The 16,689-nt window shown below is 33.7% G+C and carries 16 protein-coding genes; 12 read left to right on the plus strand and 4 right to left on the minus strand.

Annotated features, from left to right (window positions below; all coding sequences use genetic code 11):
- Nucleotides 1-135 precede the first annotated feature (135 nt).
- The 12 genes from ccoG (at nucleotide 136) to acpS (ending at nucleotide 11,389) form a co-directional block, all read left to right on the plus strand.
- Entirely contained in the window at nucleotides 136-1,590 is a 1,455-nt protein-coding gene (ccoG, locus tag LS81_RS02135; RefSeq protein ID WP_034344752.1) for a cytochrome c oxidase accessory protein CcoG, read from the plus strand.
- Nucleotides 1,591-1,724: 134 nt separating this feature from the next.
- The gene (locus LS81_RS02140; RefSeq protein ID WP_034344750.1) at nucleotides 1,725-2,399 is read left to right on the plus strand and encodes a tetratricopeptide repeat protein; all 675 of its coding nucleotides are present in this window, start codon (nucleotides 1,725-1,727) and stop codon (nucleotides 2,397-2,399) included.
- 27 nt (nucleotides 2,400-2,426) lie between these two features.
- The gene (locus LS81_RS02145) at nucleotides 2,427-2,816 is read left to right on the plus strand and encodes a GtrA family protein (RefSeq protein ID WP_081955881.1); all 390 of its coding nucleotides are present in this window, start codon (nucleotides 2,427-2,429) and stop codon (nucleotides 2,814-2,816) included.
- 96 nt (nucleotides 2,817-2,912) lie between these two features.
- Nucleotides 2,913-3,692: a histidinol-phosphatase gene (locus LS81_RS02150; protein ID WP_034344747.1), complete on the plus strand. Its 780-nt coding sequence runs from the start codon at nucleotides 2,913-2,915 to the stop codon at nucleotides 3,690-3,692.
- A gap of 95 nt (nucleotides 3,693-3,787) precedes the next feature.
- Nucleotides 3,788-4,837 (plus strand): Holliday junction branch migration DNA helicase RuvB, encoded by a 1,050-nt coding sequence (gene ruvB, locus LS81_RS02155; RefSeq protein WP_034344744.1) that lies wholly within the window; start codon nucleotides 3,788-3,790, stop codon nucleotides 4,835-4,837.
- 452 nt (nucleotides 4,838-5,289) lie between these two features.
- Nucleotides 5,290-5,727, plus strand: a complete 438-nt coding sequence (locus tag LS81_RS02160) for an RNase H family protein (RefSeq protein ID WP_034344741.1) — start codon at nucleotides 5,290-5,292, stop codon at nucleotides 5,725-5,727.
- A gap of 182 nt (nucleotides 5,728-5,909) precedes the next feature.
- Nucleotides 5,910-6,530 (plus strand): 5-formyltetrahydrofolate cyclo-ligase, encoded by a 621-nt coding sequence (locus LS81_RS02165; protein ID WP_034344739.1) that lies wholly within the window; start codon nucleotides 5,910-5,912, stop codon nucleotides 6,528-6,530.
- Complete coding sequence (gene rny / locus LS81_RS02170; RefSeq protein WP_081955880.1) at nucleotides 6,527-8,029, plus strand: ribonuclease Y; 1,503 nt, start codon at nucleotides 6,527-6,529, stop codon at nucleotides 8,027-8,029. The genes LS81_RS02165 and rny overlap by 4 nt, the downstream gene beginning before the upstream one ends.
- 1,017 nt (nucleotides 8,030-9,046) lie before the next feature.
- The gene (locus LS81_RS02175; protein ID WP_034344737.1) at nucleotides 9,047-9,775 is read left to right on the plus strand and encodes an RsmD family RNA methyltransferase; all 729 of its coding nucleotides are present in this window, start codon (nucleotides 9,047-9,049) and stop codon (nucleotides 9,773-9,775) included.
- A 9-nt stretch (nucleotides 9,776-9,784) separates the two neighbouring features.
- Nucleotides 9,785-10,336 carry a flagellar basal body-associated FliL family protein gene (locus LS81_RS02180; RefSeq protein ID WP_034344735.1) on the plus strand — a complete coding sequence of 184 codons (552 nt, stop codon included), beginning with the start codon at nucleotides 9,785-9,787 and terminating at the stop codon, nucleotides 10,334-10,336.
- A gap of 67 nt (nucleotides 10,337-10,403) precedes the next feature.
- Nucleotides 10,404-10,817: a flagellar basal body-associated FliL family protein gene (locus LS81_RS02185; protein WP_034317123.1), complete on the plus strand. Its 414-nt coding sequence runs from the start codon at nucleotides 10,404-10,406 to the stop codon at nucleotides 10,815-10,817.
- Nucleotides 10,818-10,819: 2 nt separating this feature from the next.
- Entirely contained in the window at nucleotides 10,820-11,389 is a 570-nt protein-coding gene (gene acpS / locus LS81_RS02190; protein ID WP_052096451.1) for a holo-ACP synthase, read from the plus strand.
- 280 nt (nucleotides 11,390-11,669) lie between these two features.
- On the opposite strand, the gene LS81_RS02195 is transcribed toward acpS, so the two are convergent.
- From LS81_RS02195 to LS81_RS02210, 4 genes are all read right to left on the minus strand, one after another.
- Complete coding sequence (locus LS81_RS02195; RefSeq protein ID WP_034344732.1) at nucleotides 11,670-12,689, minus strand: LLM class flavin-dependent oxidoreductase; 1,020 nt, start codon at nucleotides 12,687-12,689, stop codon at nucleotides 11,670-11,672.
- 10 nt (nucleotides 12,690-12,699) lie between these two features.
- Complete coding sequence (locus LS81_RS02200; RefSeq protein WP_034344729.1) at nucleotides 12,700-13,719, minus strand: ATP-grasp domain-containing protein; 1,020 nt, start codon at nucleotides 13,717-13,719, stop codon at nucleotides 12,700-12,702.
- 37 nt (nucleotides 13,720-13,756) lie between these two features.
- On the minus strand, nucleotides 13,757-15,040 hold the full coding sequence (locus LS81_RS02205) for an MFS transporter (protein ID WP_034344726.1): 1,284 nt from the start codon (nucleotides 15,038-15,040) through the stop codon (nucleotides 13,757-13,759).
- Between the two features lie 150 nt (nucleotides 15,041-15,190).
- Nucleotides 15,191-16,639 carry an LLM class flavin-dependent oxidoreductase gene (locus LS81_RS02210; RefSeq protein ID WP_034344723.1) on the minus strand — a complete coding sequence of 483 codons (1,449 nt, stop codon included), beginning with the start codon at nucleotides 16,637-16,639 and terminating at the stop codon, nucleotides 15,191-15,193.
- Nucleotides 16,640-16,689 lie beyond the last annotated feature (50 nt).

The following is a 16,689-nucleotide window of genomic DNA, read 5'->3' on the forward strand; positions in this document are numbered from 1 at the left end:
TTAGTGTCAATTTCAAATAAAGTTACAAAATTTAACATTTTAATATAATTTTAACATTAAAATATGTATAATAACCAAACTAACCCATAAACTTCGATTCTTTTGAGAATTAAAACACAAGCAAAGGATTTGACTATGCAGGACACTTCATCAGATTCTAATACTCAAACAAAAAATGGTGCTAAGATTGAGAACTTTCGTCGAAAACGACACATTGGCTATATTATACTCACGATTGTGCTTTTGGTTATTCCATTTATTCGCATAGGAGATGCACAAAACCATGTTTTTTTGCTCTCTTTTGATCATAAAGTTTTACACGTATTAGGCATTGAGTATAGCATTCAGGAATTTTATGTTATGACCTTTATGCTCATGATGCTTTTTGTCGGCATATTTTTTATGACAGTTATGGCGGGACGATTTTGGTGCGGTTGGGGTTGTCCGCAAACTATTTTCCGTTCTGTATATCGCGATATTATTCAGACAAAATTACTTGGATTGAGAAAAAAAATATCAAATAAGCAAGAGGTTTTGAAACTTGATACGCCGATAAAAAAGCTAAAATACGTGCTTGGAATCGTGCTTTTTGCATGTATTGCACTTATTGCTACCGCAGATTTTTTATTCTTCTTTGTGCCACCAGAAGATTTTTTTGCATATGCTAAAGATTTTGGAGAACATGGAATTTTACTTGGATTTTGGCTTGCTATTGCCTCATTTATGACAATTGAAGTCTGCTTTGTTGCGGAAAATTTTTGTATTTATATGTGCCCTTATGCAAGAGTACAATCAGTATTTTTTGATAACGATACACTTATGTCTATTTATGATACAAAACGCGGTGGTTTACTTTATAATCCAAATGGAACTGCGATAGGAATCCCACCAAAAAAACAAGATCCACACAATGAATGTACAAATTGTCAAAGTTGTGTAAAGGTGTGTCCAACGCATATTGATATTCGAAAAGGTGTGCAACTTGAATGTATCCATTGTTTGGAATGCGTAGATGCATGCTCTGCTGTTATGGCAAAGTTTAATTTACCAAGCCTTGTTACATGGAGTTCGCCAAATGCTATGGAAAAACGATCAAAACCAAAACTTTTACGAGCAAAAACTATTGCCTATATGGTTATACTAGCACTTATCTTTGCACTGCTTATTTTTGTTGGCAAATCTCACAAAAGCATGTTATTAAACATCACGAGATCTTCAGAGCTTTATCACGTGCGCGAAAGTGGCGCAATCGATAATGTATATAAGTTTGTTGTGCAGAATGTCGATAAAGATCCGCACACTTTTGCATTTGAAGTTGATGGCGACATGGCAGACAAATTTGAGATCATTATGCCAGATCATAGAGGTAAAAAGGAATTTTTGATTGAACCAAATGAGCCAAAATTCCTTGTTGTTATATTGCGTGCAAAAGGTGAATATAATGATTCCATAGACACGGATAAGAATATACCACTTACAATTAAGTCTTATGCGACCGATAATAAAGATAACATTAATATTAAATATAGCACGTTCTTTATATATCCAAGCAAAGCTATTATTGAAAAAAAGTTACATAAACAACATTAATAAAATGCTGCAGCACTAATAGATTCTATTATCTTGGTAGAATCTATTTTATGTGCAATATTCCCACAAAAACCGATATTATAGAATCTACTTTTATGCAATATGTCTATGACTAAAGATATAGGGAGTTTGTTTTGAGACGATTTATTATTACATACTTTATTGAGTTTTTCAGAAAGTCTTATTTGGCGTGTTTTCTTAGTTTTATTTTATGCTATGACCTATATGCATTTGACAGATTAACTGAAGAAGAATGGCATTACACATATAATTTTTGTATGCAAAATAATGCAAATGCGTGTGATTATCTCATCGATAATGGTTTAGTAAGTCCACAAGAATGTCTTGGTAAGCAATGTGAAATTGTAGGTATGATATATACACTTGCAAATAGACATAATGAAGCATTGGCATATTTTGAAAAATTATGTAATAGTGGGAGCATGACAAGTTGTGGTAATGTTGGCGATATTTATTATTTTCACCTCCATGATTATTTTCGAGCAAAAGATTTTTATGAACTTTCATGTAAACAAAAAAATAGTGCGAGTTGCTATAGTCTAGGTATCATGTATAGCAATGGAGAAGGTGTGCGACAAAGCTTTGATAAAGAAGATGACTTTTATAGACAAGCGTGTAATGGCAAGGAGCCACTTGGCTGTTATAATCTAGGTGTAATATATCAACAAAGAACTGATGCAAAAAATCATTTAAACATCGCTAAAGAATTTTATGGCAAATCATGTGATTATGGTTATCAGACTGGCTGTGATAAGTATAGAGAGCTAAATGAAAATGGGATTAAATAACTACACTACACATAGAGGATAGATACATTGAAACAATATATAAAAAAATATGTCGATAAAAGTGCTATTGTCTATGGAATAGTGGGGATTATTAATACCATTATTGGATATAGTATTATGTTTGGCTTAACATTTATTGGTGTTATTCCAGAACTTGCAAATGCACTGGGTTATGGGATTGCTTTTGTAGTCTCATATTTGCTTAATAAAAAATTTACTTTTCAATCAAAGCATACCCATAAAAGGGATTTCATACGCTTTGCATTGGTAAGCTGTTTTGCCTATATTGCCAATCTATCTGTGCTTGTCATATGTCATAGAATCTTAATGTGGAATGAATATATAGCACTTATAATTGCAAACATAGTCTATGTCTTTATCGGTTACTTGCTGCATAAGTGCTGGACCTTTCGCTAAAATAATACTTATCTGATTATAAAACATTACATTAATTTTTTATACTAAACTATGTTTATAAAATTAAACTTAGTCTCATACACTCAAGGAGAAAACATGAGAGTTGATTTGCATAATCATACCACCTATTGCAATCATGCAAGTGGCAGTATAGAATCTTATTTGCAAAGGGCAAAAAGTCTTGGTATAGATATTTTTGGATTTTCCTGTCATGCACCAATGCATTTTGATGAAAAATATCGCATGAGCTTTTTAGATATGCCAGATTATTTAGCACAAATACCAAAGAGCTATGAATCTGTGGAAGTGTTACGTGCATTGGAGGTAGATTATATACTTGGTAGGGAGGATTTACTTGATCAATCCGTACTACATGCTGATGTGGATTATTTGATAGGTTCTGTGCATTTCTTAGATGATTGGGGTTTTGACAACCCAGAATTTCTAGGTAAATGGCAAAAAATAGGTGTATTTGCCACTTGGGATAAATATCTCTCATCATTACAAAGCATGGCTAAAACAGGATATTTTCAAATAGTCGGTCATTTTGATTTACCAAAGCTTTTTGGTGATGTTATGCCACAAAGTCTTAATACAAAAATGCTAGAAACTCTGCAAATTATAAAAGACATGGATATGGTATTAGAAGTCAATGCTGCTGGTTTAAGAAAAAATATCAAAGAACAATATCCTTCATATGAGATTCTAAAAAAAGCAAAAGAAATGAACATTCATATAACGATGGGTAGTGATGCACACGATACACAACAAGTTGGTTTTGGTTATGAGACATGCATAGAGATTCTAAGAGATATTGGCTTTGATAAACTTGCAATTTTTCGCAACAAAAAGAAATTTTTGGTAGATTTAGGTTGATGTGATAGTTAATATTCAAAAATTATTTAACAATGTGGATATATCATAAGATGCTTGAAATTTGCTATAATTAAGCAAAAAATAAGGCTATATTGATGGAAAAAATTTCACTACTAAAAAGCGAACAAATAGAAACAGAACGTATAGTGATTGGTGATAAAAAGACAACAGATTCTCAAAATGAGAATACATTGCGACCTATATCATGGGAAAACTACATAGGTCAAGATAAGATTAAGAAAAACCTACAAGTATTCATAGAAGCGAGTAAAAAACGCAATGAGTGTTTGGATCATATTCTCTTCTTTGGACCACCTGGTCTTGGTAAAACCACAATTAGCCATATTATAGCACATGAGATGGGAGCAAACATTAAAGTCAGTGCAGCACCCATGATAGAAAAAGCTGGGGATTTAGCTGCAATCATGACAAATCTTAGTCATGGTGATATTTTATTTATCGATGAGATTCACAGACTTAGTCCAGCTATCGAAGAGATTTTATATCCTGCCATGGAAGACTTTCGTCTTGATATTATTATAGGACAAGGAGCAGCAGCACAAACAATCAAGATTGATTTAGCACCATTTACACTCATTGGTGCTACAACAAGAGCTGGTATGCTTTCAAATCCTTTGCGAGATAGATTTGGCATTAGTGCGAAACTTGAATTTTATAATGAGGACGAGTTAGCTTTAATTATCACGAAAGCAAGCTATAAACTCAAGACTAAGATTAATGAAAAAAGTGCAAAAGAAATTGCAAAAAGATCGCGTGGCACACCCCGTATTGCTCTAAGACTACTAAAAAGGGTTAGAGATTTTGCTGAAGTTCAAGACAAAAATATTATTGACGAAGCAATCGCTAAACATGCATTAAATGAATTAGGAGTTAATGAACTCGGCTTTGATGAAATGGATTTAGGGTATTTAAAGATACTATCACAAGCAAATGGCAGACCAATTGGTTTAAATACAATTGCAGCGGCAATGAGCGAAGATGAGGGGACGATTGAGGATGTGATTGAGCCATATTTACTTGCAAATGGTTATATTGAACGTACCGCAAAAGGCAGAATCGCTACACACAAAACATATGCGCTTTTTCCATATTATGCTAAAAATGATAGCTTAAGTCTATTTTAAATCTATTAAAGCTTGAATCTTGTAATCTTTTGAAGCTTGGTATTATACAGGGTGATTTTTGCCTTAATTTATAGTTATAACCTCTTAAGATCATCTTATTGTAAGATTAAATATCATAAAAAAGTCGTTTATGTTCTCTTAAAGCCAAAATCCTTGCAAAAACTATTTTATCAAGTAAACCTAAGTTAAATTGCAAACATTCTTCTTATTATATTATCTTTCAATAATGAATAATAATATATAGAATCTTTATTTTATAGTACATAGAATATCTTCATTTGTTGCTTATATAATTAACATGACATGTTACTTAATTCATTCAAACACCATAAGAATTGCAAGATGTCAATATCGTGCCAAATAGTTTCCATTGAATGCAGAAATATATTTTTGTAGAATATCATTAGAATCTGCCGATTTTTACCTAAATTCTTACTTCAAGAGAGAAAAATATGAAATCAATTATCCTTTATACAGATGGTTCGAGCTTGGGAAATCCTGGGGCTAGTGGCTATTGCGCGTTACTTGAATATAAAGCTCCAAATGGTAAAATTTTTTACACACAAGTAAGCGGTGGTGAAGCTTATAGCACAAATGGACGCATGGAGCTTAAAGCGGTTGTTGAGGGATTAAAATTGCTTACTGAATCATGTCATGTGGTTATAGTAAGTGATTCTAAATATGTATGCGATTCGATTGATCACTATCTTTCAAATTGGCAAAAAAAGGGTTTTAAGGATGTAAAACATACAGATTTATGGGGAGAATATATACATGTGGGAGCAAAGCATACCATAACAACACAGTGGGTTAAAGCACATAATGGACACCCGCAGAATGAACACTGCGATAAAGTCGCAAGAGAGAATGCAAGTCTTTATGCAAATTAGGTAGAATCTTATTTTACAGTATAGAATTTAAAAAAATACTAGCATAACAATATCTTCACATATGTGATTATAATAGTCTTAAGACTTATTTTTTATACTATCATGGTTAAATATTTAAAAACTCGGACAAAAGAATTAAGGTAATATAATCTAATGGGGACAAATCACATCGGTAAAAACACATGAAATCCGCAGTAGCAAAAACAGAATTTCGCACACAAATAAAAGCAAAGATACAAAAAAAAGCCTCTCTTCAAAGAGGATTATGTATTTATGATAAATATTGTGCTAAAAATATTTATACACAAATAATAAAATATAAAAAACCAAAAGCATACAAAAAAAGATGTGGTAATAAAATTTTTTACATACCATCAAAAACAAATCATTACAACGTTTTACTCTATATGCCATTACCTACAGAAGTAGACATTACGTGTATCATGCAAAAATTAAAACGCGATAAAAAATATCAAGTATTTGTCCCAAAACTTGAAAAAACAAGCTTTAACATGGTAAAATATCGTTTGCCTTTAGTAAAAAACCACTGGCGAATTTATGAACCAAAAACTTGCAACATTTATAAAAATATATTAATAGACATTGCTATTGTGCCAGTTCTTGGCGTTGATAAAAATATGAAAAGAATAGGATTTGGAAAAGGTATGTATGATAGATTTTATGAAACCCTAAAGATAAACCCTTATAGTATTTTTGTGAGTAGATTGCGACATGTTTCCACAGAATCGCTATGTGAATGGCATGATATACAAGCAGACAAGTATGTGAGTACATATAAATGACTTATATTGTTTTACTTTCGTGTATGGCGACTGCGATTTGCATTGCGTTCCTCACTTTCTTTGTCGCAAGGAAGTTCTCTTATACGAAAATGCTTTTGTGCATTGAACAAAATAATGCAAAAATAAAAGCATTAGAAACTGAAATAGAACAGCTACTACACAACAGACATGTAAAAATGCAAGAGGAGGAAGCAAGATTTAATCAACAGCTGTTAGCACGTCAAAATGAACTTGAAAAAACCATACAAGAGCAAGAAGAATATACTAAAACAATAAAACTCGCAAAACAAGAAGCACTAAAACAGAAAGAGGAGCAAACAAAAATATTAGAGCAATATCAAGAAGAAAAGCTAAAACTTTCATCCCTCTTACAAAATTATACCTCAATGACAAAAGAAGAAGGAAAAAGAATATTACTGAAAAATCTAGAAGATGAGCTCATACAAGAGCGAGCTAGTCTTATCCGTCGATATGAAACAGAGGCAAAGGCTGAAGCAAAACGTAGGGCAAACTATATTATCGCACAAGCAACCACTCGATTTGCTGGAGAGTTTGTCAGCGATAAATTGGTCAACCATGTCCGATTGTTAAGTGATGAGATGAAAGGGAAAATCATTGGTAAAGAAGGTCGCAATATTAAAGCGTTTGAAATGATATGCGGTGTAAATCTTATTATTGATGATACGCCAAATGAAATTTCACTTAGCTCCTTTAGTCTTTATAGAAGAGCGTTAGCAACAAGAACGCTTGAAATTCTCATGCAAGATGGCAGGATACACCCAAGCCGCATTGAAGAAATATATGAAAAGGTAAAAGTTCAAGCAGAAGAGCAACTTTATCAAGAAGGTGATGAGATTTTGCTAGATCTTGGTATAGGTTGTGTAGAATCTGAATTAAAAAAACTTATAGGAAAGCTAAAATATCGAGCAAGTTTTGGACAAAATGCCTTGCAGCATTCCTTAGAAGTAGCTAGACTCGCAGGAATTATAGCAGGTGAACTAGGTGGTGATGTAAAACTTGCAAGACGAGCTGGACTTCTACATGATATTGGTAAGGCACTCACAGATGAACAAGGCGGTAGTCATGTGGATTTAGGTGCTGATGTGTGTTTAAGGTATAATGAAGATCCTGTTGTGATTAATGCTATATATGCACATCATGGACGCGAAGAATCTAAAAGCATTGAATGCAGCGCGGTTTGCACCGCAGATGCTCTTAGTGCAGCACGACCAGGTGTAAGAAATGAGGTAAATGAAAACTATATTAATCGTGTGAGAGATTTAGAAAAAATTGCTATGGAGAAATTTGGGGTAAAGCAAGCATATGCAGTGTATGCGGGTAGAGAAGTGCGTGTGATTGTGAGAGCTGATCTAATTGGCGATGCCCAAAGTATTGTATTGTCTAGAGAGATTGCAAATGATATCAAACAACAATTGCAATATCCAGGTGAAATCAAAGTCAATGTAATACGAGAAGTCCGTGCTATAGCATACGCATAACACTACAACGCGAGAGAATATATTTTAGAACATTATATAGAGGCTTACAATGTTGTATTGCAAATTTTATTCTACTCATTTTAACAAATATTTATGAAACCTATCTTTATTGAACCTCCTCATCTGCAAGATTTAACACAATGTAAAAAACATATTAAAAACTTCTTTTTAGTCTTATTAACGCATATTAACATATTTAGCCTATCTTTTATAAACCCAACCTCACTACTTATCATTAAAAAGACTAGGATATGATGCAAATATCTTACTTGAATAGACATATTGATATTTTATTGCAAGGATATTACATGACTTTTTGCTTTACATAATTTATACAATACGCCGTAATTTCCATATCTTAAGTTTATTAGTCTCATTGTTTATCATACAAAATTTAAAAACAAGGTTTAAGCAAAAAACAAAGATATAATTTATATACAAAGTAAATATTGTCATCTCATAAATATAAAATTGCAAAATATTGCCACAATATTATGTGATTAAGGTTGTATTTCAAATTCTAGACTAGAACAAATGAGATACTTTAACAGCAACTATAAATGCAAATAAATAAAAATTTATATATTCCTCACACCAAACCCATAAAATTATGCAAGAAATAATAAAATAAAGCTAGTTGATAGTTTTTGCATACATTATATTAAAACAATTTGTCTACATAATTATATTCTTCATTGAATACATTTCTTACATTAAATTAGCAATAAAACAGAGGATATTTTTACTTAGTTGTATCTCCATAGCAACACCTCTTTTTACCTATAACATTATTTTCATTAGTCACACCATGATAAAGTAATCTATTATTCCCTTAAAATCTTTGCAATAAAACTCTAGCTCTTGAATTTTTTCGAGGTTCTTTTTAGAGATTCTATATCATTTAAGTGTTATATAATCTGGTCATAACTTAACACAATTCACACTATAAATTATGTTAAAATTATGGACAAATAAAAACTTGTTAAATTGAAGGTTGGATAAGCCTAAAGGGAGAGTATGCATAAACACCAAAAGACACAACATACACAAGGCAAAAAAGAAAAATTTGCAATCAACAGGGGAAAATACAAGGGTTTAGGACTTTTTTTAGAATCTAACAACATAACTAGACCTACAAAAGCTCTTGTAAAAAAGTCCTTTTTTGATGTCATGCAATATTCTCTTTATAATAAAATCTTTGTTGAGTGTTTTGCAGGGAGTGGGCAAATGGGATTTGAAGCTCTATCGCTTGGAGCTAGTGAAGTTGTATTTTTTGAGAAAAATGCAGAGGCTTTCAAAAATTTATGCAACAACATTAGCTTATTTTGGGAGAAACATGTACGCTATCACGCTAATACGCAAGATTCTATGAGCAATACAATGCCTCTTAGCATAAGTGCACATTACAAAGATTGCCTACAATGTCAGGATTCTATTATGAATTTCGCAAAAAACGCAGATTTCCAAGTAAAAAATGATACAATTGCTCCTTTAAGTTCTATAGAGCAAACTAGGCAGTTTGTATTGTATATGGACCCACCTTTTGCATGTCGGAAAGGTTTTGAAGATATTTATACAAAGATTTGGTGTTTTATAAAATCTTTTGATGAAAATTTTGTGCAAAAAGTCGATATGATAGTTATCGAGAGTATGAGTGATATTCATCTTGATACTCAAGTAGGGATATTTCATCTTGTAAAGAAAAGTAAATTTGGACAGACAACTTTGATGTATTTTACAAAGTAAGGAGCAAACATGGCAGAAGAACAATCAGCTACAGAAGAGAAAAAGGGTAAGGGACTTATTTTTATAATCGTAGGTGTTGTTGTCGCGGTACTCATACTTATTGGTGTGGTTGTATTTCTTTTTATGGGTGGAGATGAGGAAAGTGATCATGGGGGAGGCAATATGCCACCTCCGCCACAAGTTGCAAATCTCTCACCAGAACAACAAGCATTGTTGCAAAATGAGGCATATAGAAATCCTGTTGCTATTATGCCTTTAGAAAAAGAATTTGTTATCAATTTAAAATCGCCAGATCCAGAGAATATGCGAAGTGCAGGTTTTGCAAAATTCAAAGCTACGCTTTTACTTGCTGATAAAAACGCAGTAAAAGAAGTTGATGTAAAACTTGATATTGTGAGAAATATTATAGCTGATAGCACAAGTGCCTATCTAGCTACCGAGTTGCAAGGTTCACAGGGTAGGCAAAAGCTTGCTAATGCGATTGTAGCTAGTCTTAATTCTGTGCTTACAGATGGCAAGGTAACAGCTGTTGTATTCCCAGATTTTATTCTACAACCTTAAGGCTTAGAAGCAAAATATTTTGACAAAACGTGTTTTTTAAAAGTCTCATGCGGTGTAAAGGAAAGTTATGAAGCGTATATTGTTCGTGTTATTATGTATTTTTAGTGTTGGAATCTTGTATGCTGATAGCAACACCCATTATGGCATATATCGCAATGCAAAGGATTTATATCCAATTGAAAAAGAATTTGTTATGATGTTAAAGCCATCAAACCCAGATGATTTACGTTCGGCAGGTTATATTAAGTTTAATGCTACAATGATCATGAGTGATAAATCAGCTGCTAAGGAGCTTGATGTAAAGATTGATATTATACGTGCTGTCATTATTGATACTGTGAGTGGTTTTATGAAGACAGATCTGCAAGGTGCACAGGGTAAGCAAAAACTTGCTGCAACGCTCACTGCAAGTGTAAATGCAATTCTAACAGATAGTAGCATTGTTGGTTTTGTGTTTCCAGATCTCGTAATCCAGCCTTAATTATGAATCTTGAGATTGGTACAGATATTATTGCTATATCCCGCATAAAAAATGCTATTACAAAGTTTGGCATGAGTTTTTTAGAGCGTTTTTTGTTGCCAAATGAAATATTACTTGCTTACAAAAATAGAGATAGTCTATCTGCATTGTATCGTAAAGATTCTAAAGCATCAAATCATTTAGATATGGAAAACCAAGAGTTTTTAACACATGATGTTGCATCTTGTAAATTCCATTTTTTCACTCAAGAAAATCTAGAACTATATTCAATGCAAACACAAAGTACTATAATGTATTTGAAACATAATTTCACACTAGATTCTTATAAAATTGATACGATAGCAGGATTTTGGGCGATAAAAGAGGCATGTTCTAAAGCACTTGGTGTTGGCATTGGTAAAGACATTGGCTTTCATGATATGTGTATATATAAAGATTTGCATGGAAAACCACATTTAGCCTTACATGAAAGCAAATATAATGCTTTTAAAACACAAAAGATTGCAATTAGCATGAGTCATGATTTAGAAAATGCCATTGCCATATGCGCCATTACATTTGCTGATACCTAAACCCTTGTCAAACAATGCTTAGAATATCAAAGATACAATCTTGAAGTGTAATTTATCTTTGAAGCATATTAACCTAAAAAAGTCTTAGTATTTGCATACTGATTTTGCAACCTCACGCTAACAATAAAACTTATAAAATATTACTATATAGAGCACAGAAATATTCAATAAAAAACAATATAACAAAAGACTATAGAAAAAATACCAAAATCTTTAAAGATAAAGTAATATGTGGGAGGGGGGAATTGTCCCCTATCATAAGTGATATTGATGTCAACTTTCACACAAGCGGCATGACTTTTTTAGCAATATATTCCAATTCCTCTTGCATATTCGCACACTGAATGATGAGTAAATCTACCCCGACCTTCTTATATGCCTTAATTTTTTGTGCCACCTGTTCTGGTGTGCCAATTAGTCCCGGACGCAAACCGCGATTGGATACACTATATTCAAGTTTGCTAATCTCTACATCAAGTTGAGAATTACCTGTAAAATTTTTGTAAGAGTTCTCATAATCCTCATAATTCTTAATTGTAGTGATCCTTTTTAACTCTTTTTGTGCCTCTTCCTCACTATCTCGCACAATCATATACACAGCCATACCAAAACCCCTAAATGGTGATAACCCTGCCCTTTCTTTTCTTTCTTTCATATCTGCAATTTTTATCTCTGCTTCTTCAAGTGTTCCTCCATGTAAAAGATAAAAATCTGCAAAATGTGTAATAGCATTTCTACCTATCTCACTTTCTCCCCCTGCATATACAAGTGGAGTTGTATGTGGTTTTGGTTCATTATAAGAATCACTGAAGTTAAAATACTTGCCATTATGATTCATTGGACTTTGCTCCCAAAATTTACGCAATACATCAGTATATTCACGTGTAAGCGTATATCTATCATCATGTGCATCAAAGTTTATACCATACTGCCTAGCCTCTTCTTCCCACCATGCTGACACCATATTAATAGAAAATCTTCCATTACAAATCTGTGAAATCGTGGCAATCTGCTTTGCCGTCAAAGCTACTTGATGATATTGCGGACGCAGAGCTGCTAGAATCTCAATTTTTTTTGTCACAGCAGCCAAACCATTTGCAATAGCCCACGCATCAAGTGCAGGTGCTCTCTCACCCTTAATGTCATTTAAATACAATTCTGGCACAAGCGTGAGTGTATAGCCTAAATTTTCTGCTTTTATAGCCAAATCGCGTATATATTCCCATGAACATAAAGTGCTATCATCATCTACATTTCTAAGCCAACTTCCAAACACAGGACTCCAATAACCAAACTTCATCGTTTCTCCTTTATTGCGTAATTGCTCTAAATTTCTCATGCAAAAACTCTACTAACCTATCAGCCGCTGCTACACCGCCACTTTGCCTAATCTTAGATTCTAAAGTAGAGTTATAATTTGTATTTGTATTAATATCATATACCACAAGATCACCACTTACACTTTCAATAAATTCAATTCCTGCTACAGAAATGTTATATTGCGCCAAGAATTGCTCCAAACACTGCACAATAGAACTTTTTGAATTTATCTCCTTACGCAGACTAAATTTATCACCCATACCTACTTCACATGCCGCTCCAGCAAAAGCAGGACGAGGGATTGCACTTTTAGAATCTATCTGACATGCATCAGCAGGACACAGTTCAAAAGCCCCATCGCTCGTATCTACACGCACCGCATAATGAAACTTGCCACCGATAAACTCACATCGTGTAATGAAAGCTTCCTTGGATTCTATGTATTCTTGTAATAGTGTAATACCATCTATAGGCAATTCAAATTCATCAGAATCTATATATTGCCTAAACTCTTCTATGCTTTCAAAAAGTCTCACACCTAAACCTTTGCCGCCTTGATTATGCTTGGTGATAAAGGGCTTATTTTGAAAGCAACTTGCCGCATTTATTAAGTCTATCTTTCCAAACACAGCAATAGTCTTTGGTGTTTTAAATCCAAAGTGTCCTGCCTTAAAAAAAGAATCTAAAAGCAATGCCTGTTTTACTTTACTCACTTCAAGCTCTAAAACATCACTACCATTGATCACACATCGCTTATGAGATTCCAACCATGAGAGAATAGCACGTCCATATTCTTTGGAAAAAGCATTATCACGTGTATGACTTGAAGCAGAGAGTCTACTCCAAAACACACCGTTTGGCGGGATAGAATCTAGACTGATTCCTCCTTGAGTCAAAAAAATCTCACGAAATTCTACCCCAGCCCTATCAAATGCTTCTTTAAAAGGTGGTATCCACTCATTATTTTCATGGATAATATAAATTCCATCCTGTAGCGTGTTATATAACATAATATGTCTCCTTTTAGTTTGATTAATTACAACAGAGTTAATCTAGATTTCTATTTTTTGGAATCAAAATAACACATACGGTTGCTATGACCATTAATATGCCAAGATAAATAAAGAAACCTTGTTCAACTCCGTATTCCTTAAATTGTAAAGCTACATAATTTGCACTTCCTCCAAAAAGTGCTGCCGCAACTGCATAACTAAACCCAGTTCCAAGAGCACGAATATGTTGTGGAAAAAGTGTAGTCTTAAAAATACCTGCCACTGCACTATATAATCCAAGCATAAAACACATGGATCCGATTATAGCAAACAACGCAAAAGGGTTTGTAAATGTTTTCATTGCCATAAAAGCTGGATAAATACCAAAAATAGTAAAAATACAGAATGCAAGTAGACAAGTTTTTAACCCTATTTTATCAGACAATATTCCAAAAAATGGAACAGAGATAAATAGTATAAAAATTGCTCCAAGCATAATATTAGAGGCTATTTGTGGATCAATTCCATTATTTATCATATATATCTTGCTATATGTGGTAATAATATAGTAAGCTGGAGAGCATCCTGCGGTAATACCAAAAACAAGCAATACAGATTTATATGATTTTAATAAGGCTTTAAAGCTACCTCTATCTGCATGACATTTTAGTTCCTCTGCAGAATTGTCACTCATAAACGAACGTATAAGTAGACTAAATAAAGCAAACATACCACCAATGAAAAACAATACCCTCCATCCCCACTCAGACATTTCTTCGTGTGAGATAAATAAAAACATGCAACTAATACTTGCTATAGCAAGTAATTGACCACCAATAAGAGTAAAATACTGAAAACTTGAATAAAATCCTCTTTTACCATGCGGTGCCACCTCACTTAAATAAGCCGCTGCAATACCATATTCTCCACCAACAGCAAAGCCCTGCAAGAGTCTTGCCAAAAGTAAAAAGATAATTGCAGCATCTCCTATGATATTTTTGCCAGGCAAAAATGCTATCAAAAACGAACCTATAGCCATTAAAACAATAGAAAAAATCATCGAGCTTTTACGTCCTATTTTATCAGCGATAGACCCAAAAACCATACTGCCAATAGGAAGCATTAAAAAACCAATGGCAAACACACCAAAAACAGATATTTGTTGTATAACTGAGGATTGTGCATCAGAAAAGTTACTCGCAAAATAAGGTGTCGCAAATGCATAAATATAAAAATCAAACCATTCCACAAGATTGCCGCTACTTGCTGCAATGACAGAACGGATTGTCTTTGTTTTTGAAATGTCTAATTCAGACCTATTCCTCTTAAATAACACCATTGTCATAATCCTTGTCATAAAACTTAGCTGTATTGCAAATAGACTGCAAACATTACCTAACTGCCTTCTATATTTTATTAGCAACCACAAATCTCGCCAAATTAAGCGTATATATATCTTTGTTTATAGAAAATATTTTATTGGCACAAACTATATAACATAGTCTTGCTCCTTATTGCGTTTGAATCTGCCTGTCCCTGCAAAATCATTAATACTGCTTTTAGAGCCACCCACTCGATAACGCGAAGCAAGATGTGTAGAATCTAATCTATCACCCTTACCAAAAAGCTTATGTCGCAATGATCCTTGTGTATATTCTTGCTTATATACACCACGTTTTTGTAACTCTGGCACAATAAAACGCACAACATCTTCAAAACTTCCTGGTGTTGTTGCATACGCAAGATTGAAACCATCAGCATCACTATAAGCAATCATTTCTTGCAATATATCGCATACTTGAGTAGGCGAACCTACAAATTTTGGTCCTTGACAGCCTATACCTGTAAGTTGCAATAAATCTCTTAATCTCCAAATCTTGCCAGATTCTGTTGTAGAATTATTCAAAGCATCTACCTGTGCAACCATAGCATTTGATTTAATATTGCTTAATGGATCATCCAAATCATAGCGACTTAAATCTACACCTAGCCAACCTGAATTGATAACCAAAGATCCCTCTTTGCTTGCATAAGATAGCAAGTCGTTATACTTAGCAAAGGCAAGACTTTCGTTCTCATCAGTAACTATTGTGGCTAAAATATAAATTTTAGCACTATAAGGATCTCGTCCTGCCTGAACGAGAGCATCCCTCACTTGTTTTACAGCAACTCTAGCATACTCTTTTGTTGGTGGAGCAATAAAAATAGCTTCTGCATGTGTAGCAGCAAATTGTCTTCCTCGTGCAGAATTTCCTGCTTGAAATAAGACTGGGGTTCGCTGAATACTTGGTTCACATAAGTGAATACCTGGAACATCATAATATTTGCCATGATGCCCTATGTGATGTATTTTGGTTGGATCTGCAAAATCTCCACTTTCCCGATCTAGTATTACTGCAGAATCTTCCCAACTCCCCTCTAATAACTTATAAATTACTTCCATATACTCATCAGCGACATCATAGCGTTCATTGTGTGGCAGCTCACTTGAACCCATATTTTTATTTGCACTTGGCAAATAACCAGTAACAATATTCCAACCTACCCTGCCCTTTGTGAGATGATCAAGAGTGCTAAGTCTCCTTGCAAATGGATAAGGATGCTCAAATGGCACACCAGCAGTAATCCCAAAACCTACATGTTTGGTAACCCCAGCACCGATGACAGCAAGTTGTATAGGATCATTGACTGGTACTTGCAAGGCAGTTTTTAAAGCACCTAAATCATTGCCGCCATAAATATCATACACGCCTAAAACATCAGCAATAAATACTGCATCAAATAAGCCCTCTTCAGCGACTTGTGCAATATTTTGCCAATATTCCATATCTTTATAGCATAGGGCTTGATCATTTGGGTATCGCCATAACCCAGGACTTAAGTGAGAGATGCAATTCATTTCAAAAGCATTAAAGCTTATTTGTTTTGTTAATCCCATATTTTTCTCCGCTTTAGAATCTAGTTTGTTCAACTTACAAAACGCATTAT

It is taken from the genome of Helicobacter trogontum (assembly GCF_000765905.2).
In the GTDB taxonomy this organism is placed as follows: Bacteria; Campylobacterota; Campylobacteria; order Campylobacterales; family Helicobacteraceae; genus Helicobacter_A; species Helicobacter_A trogontum.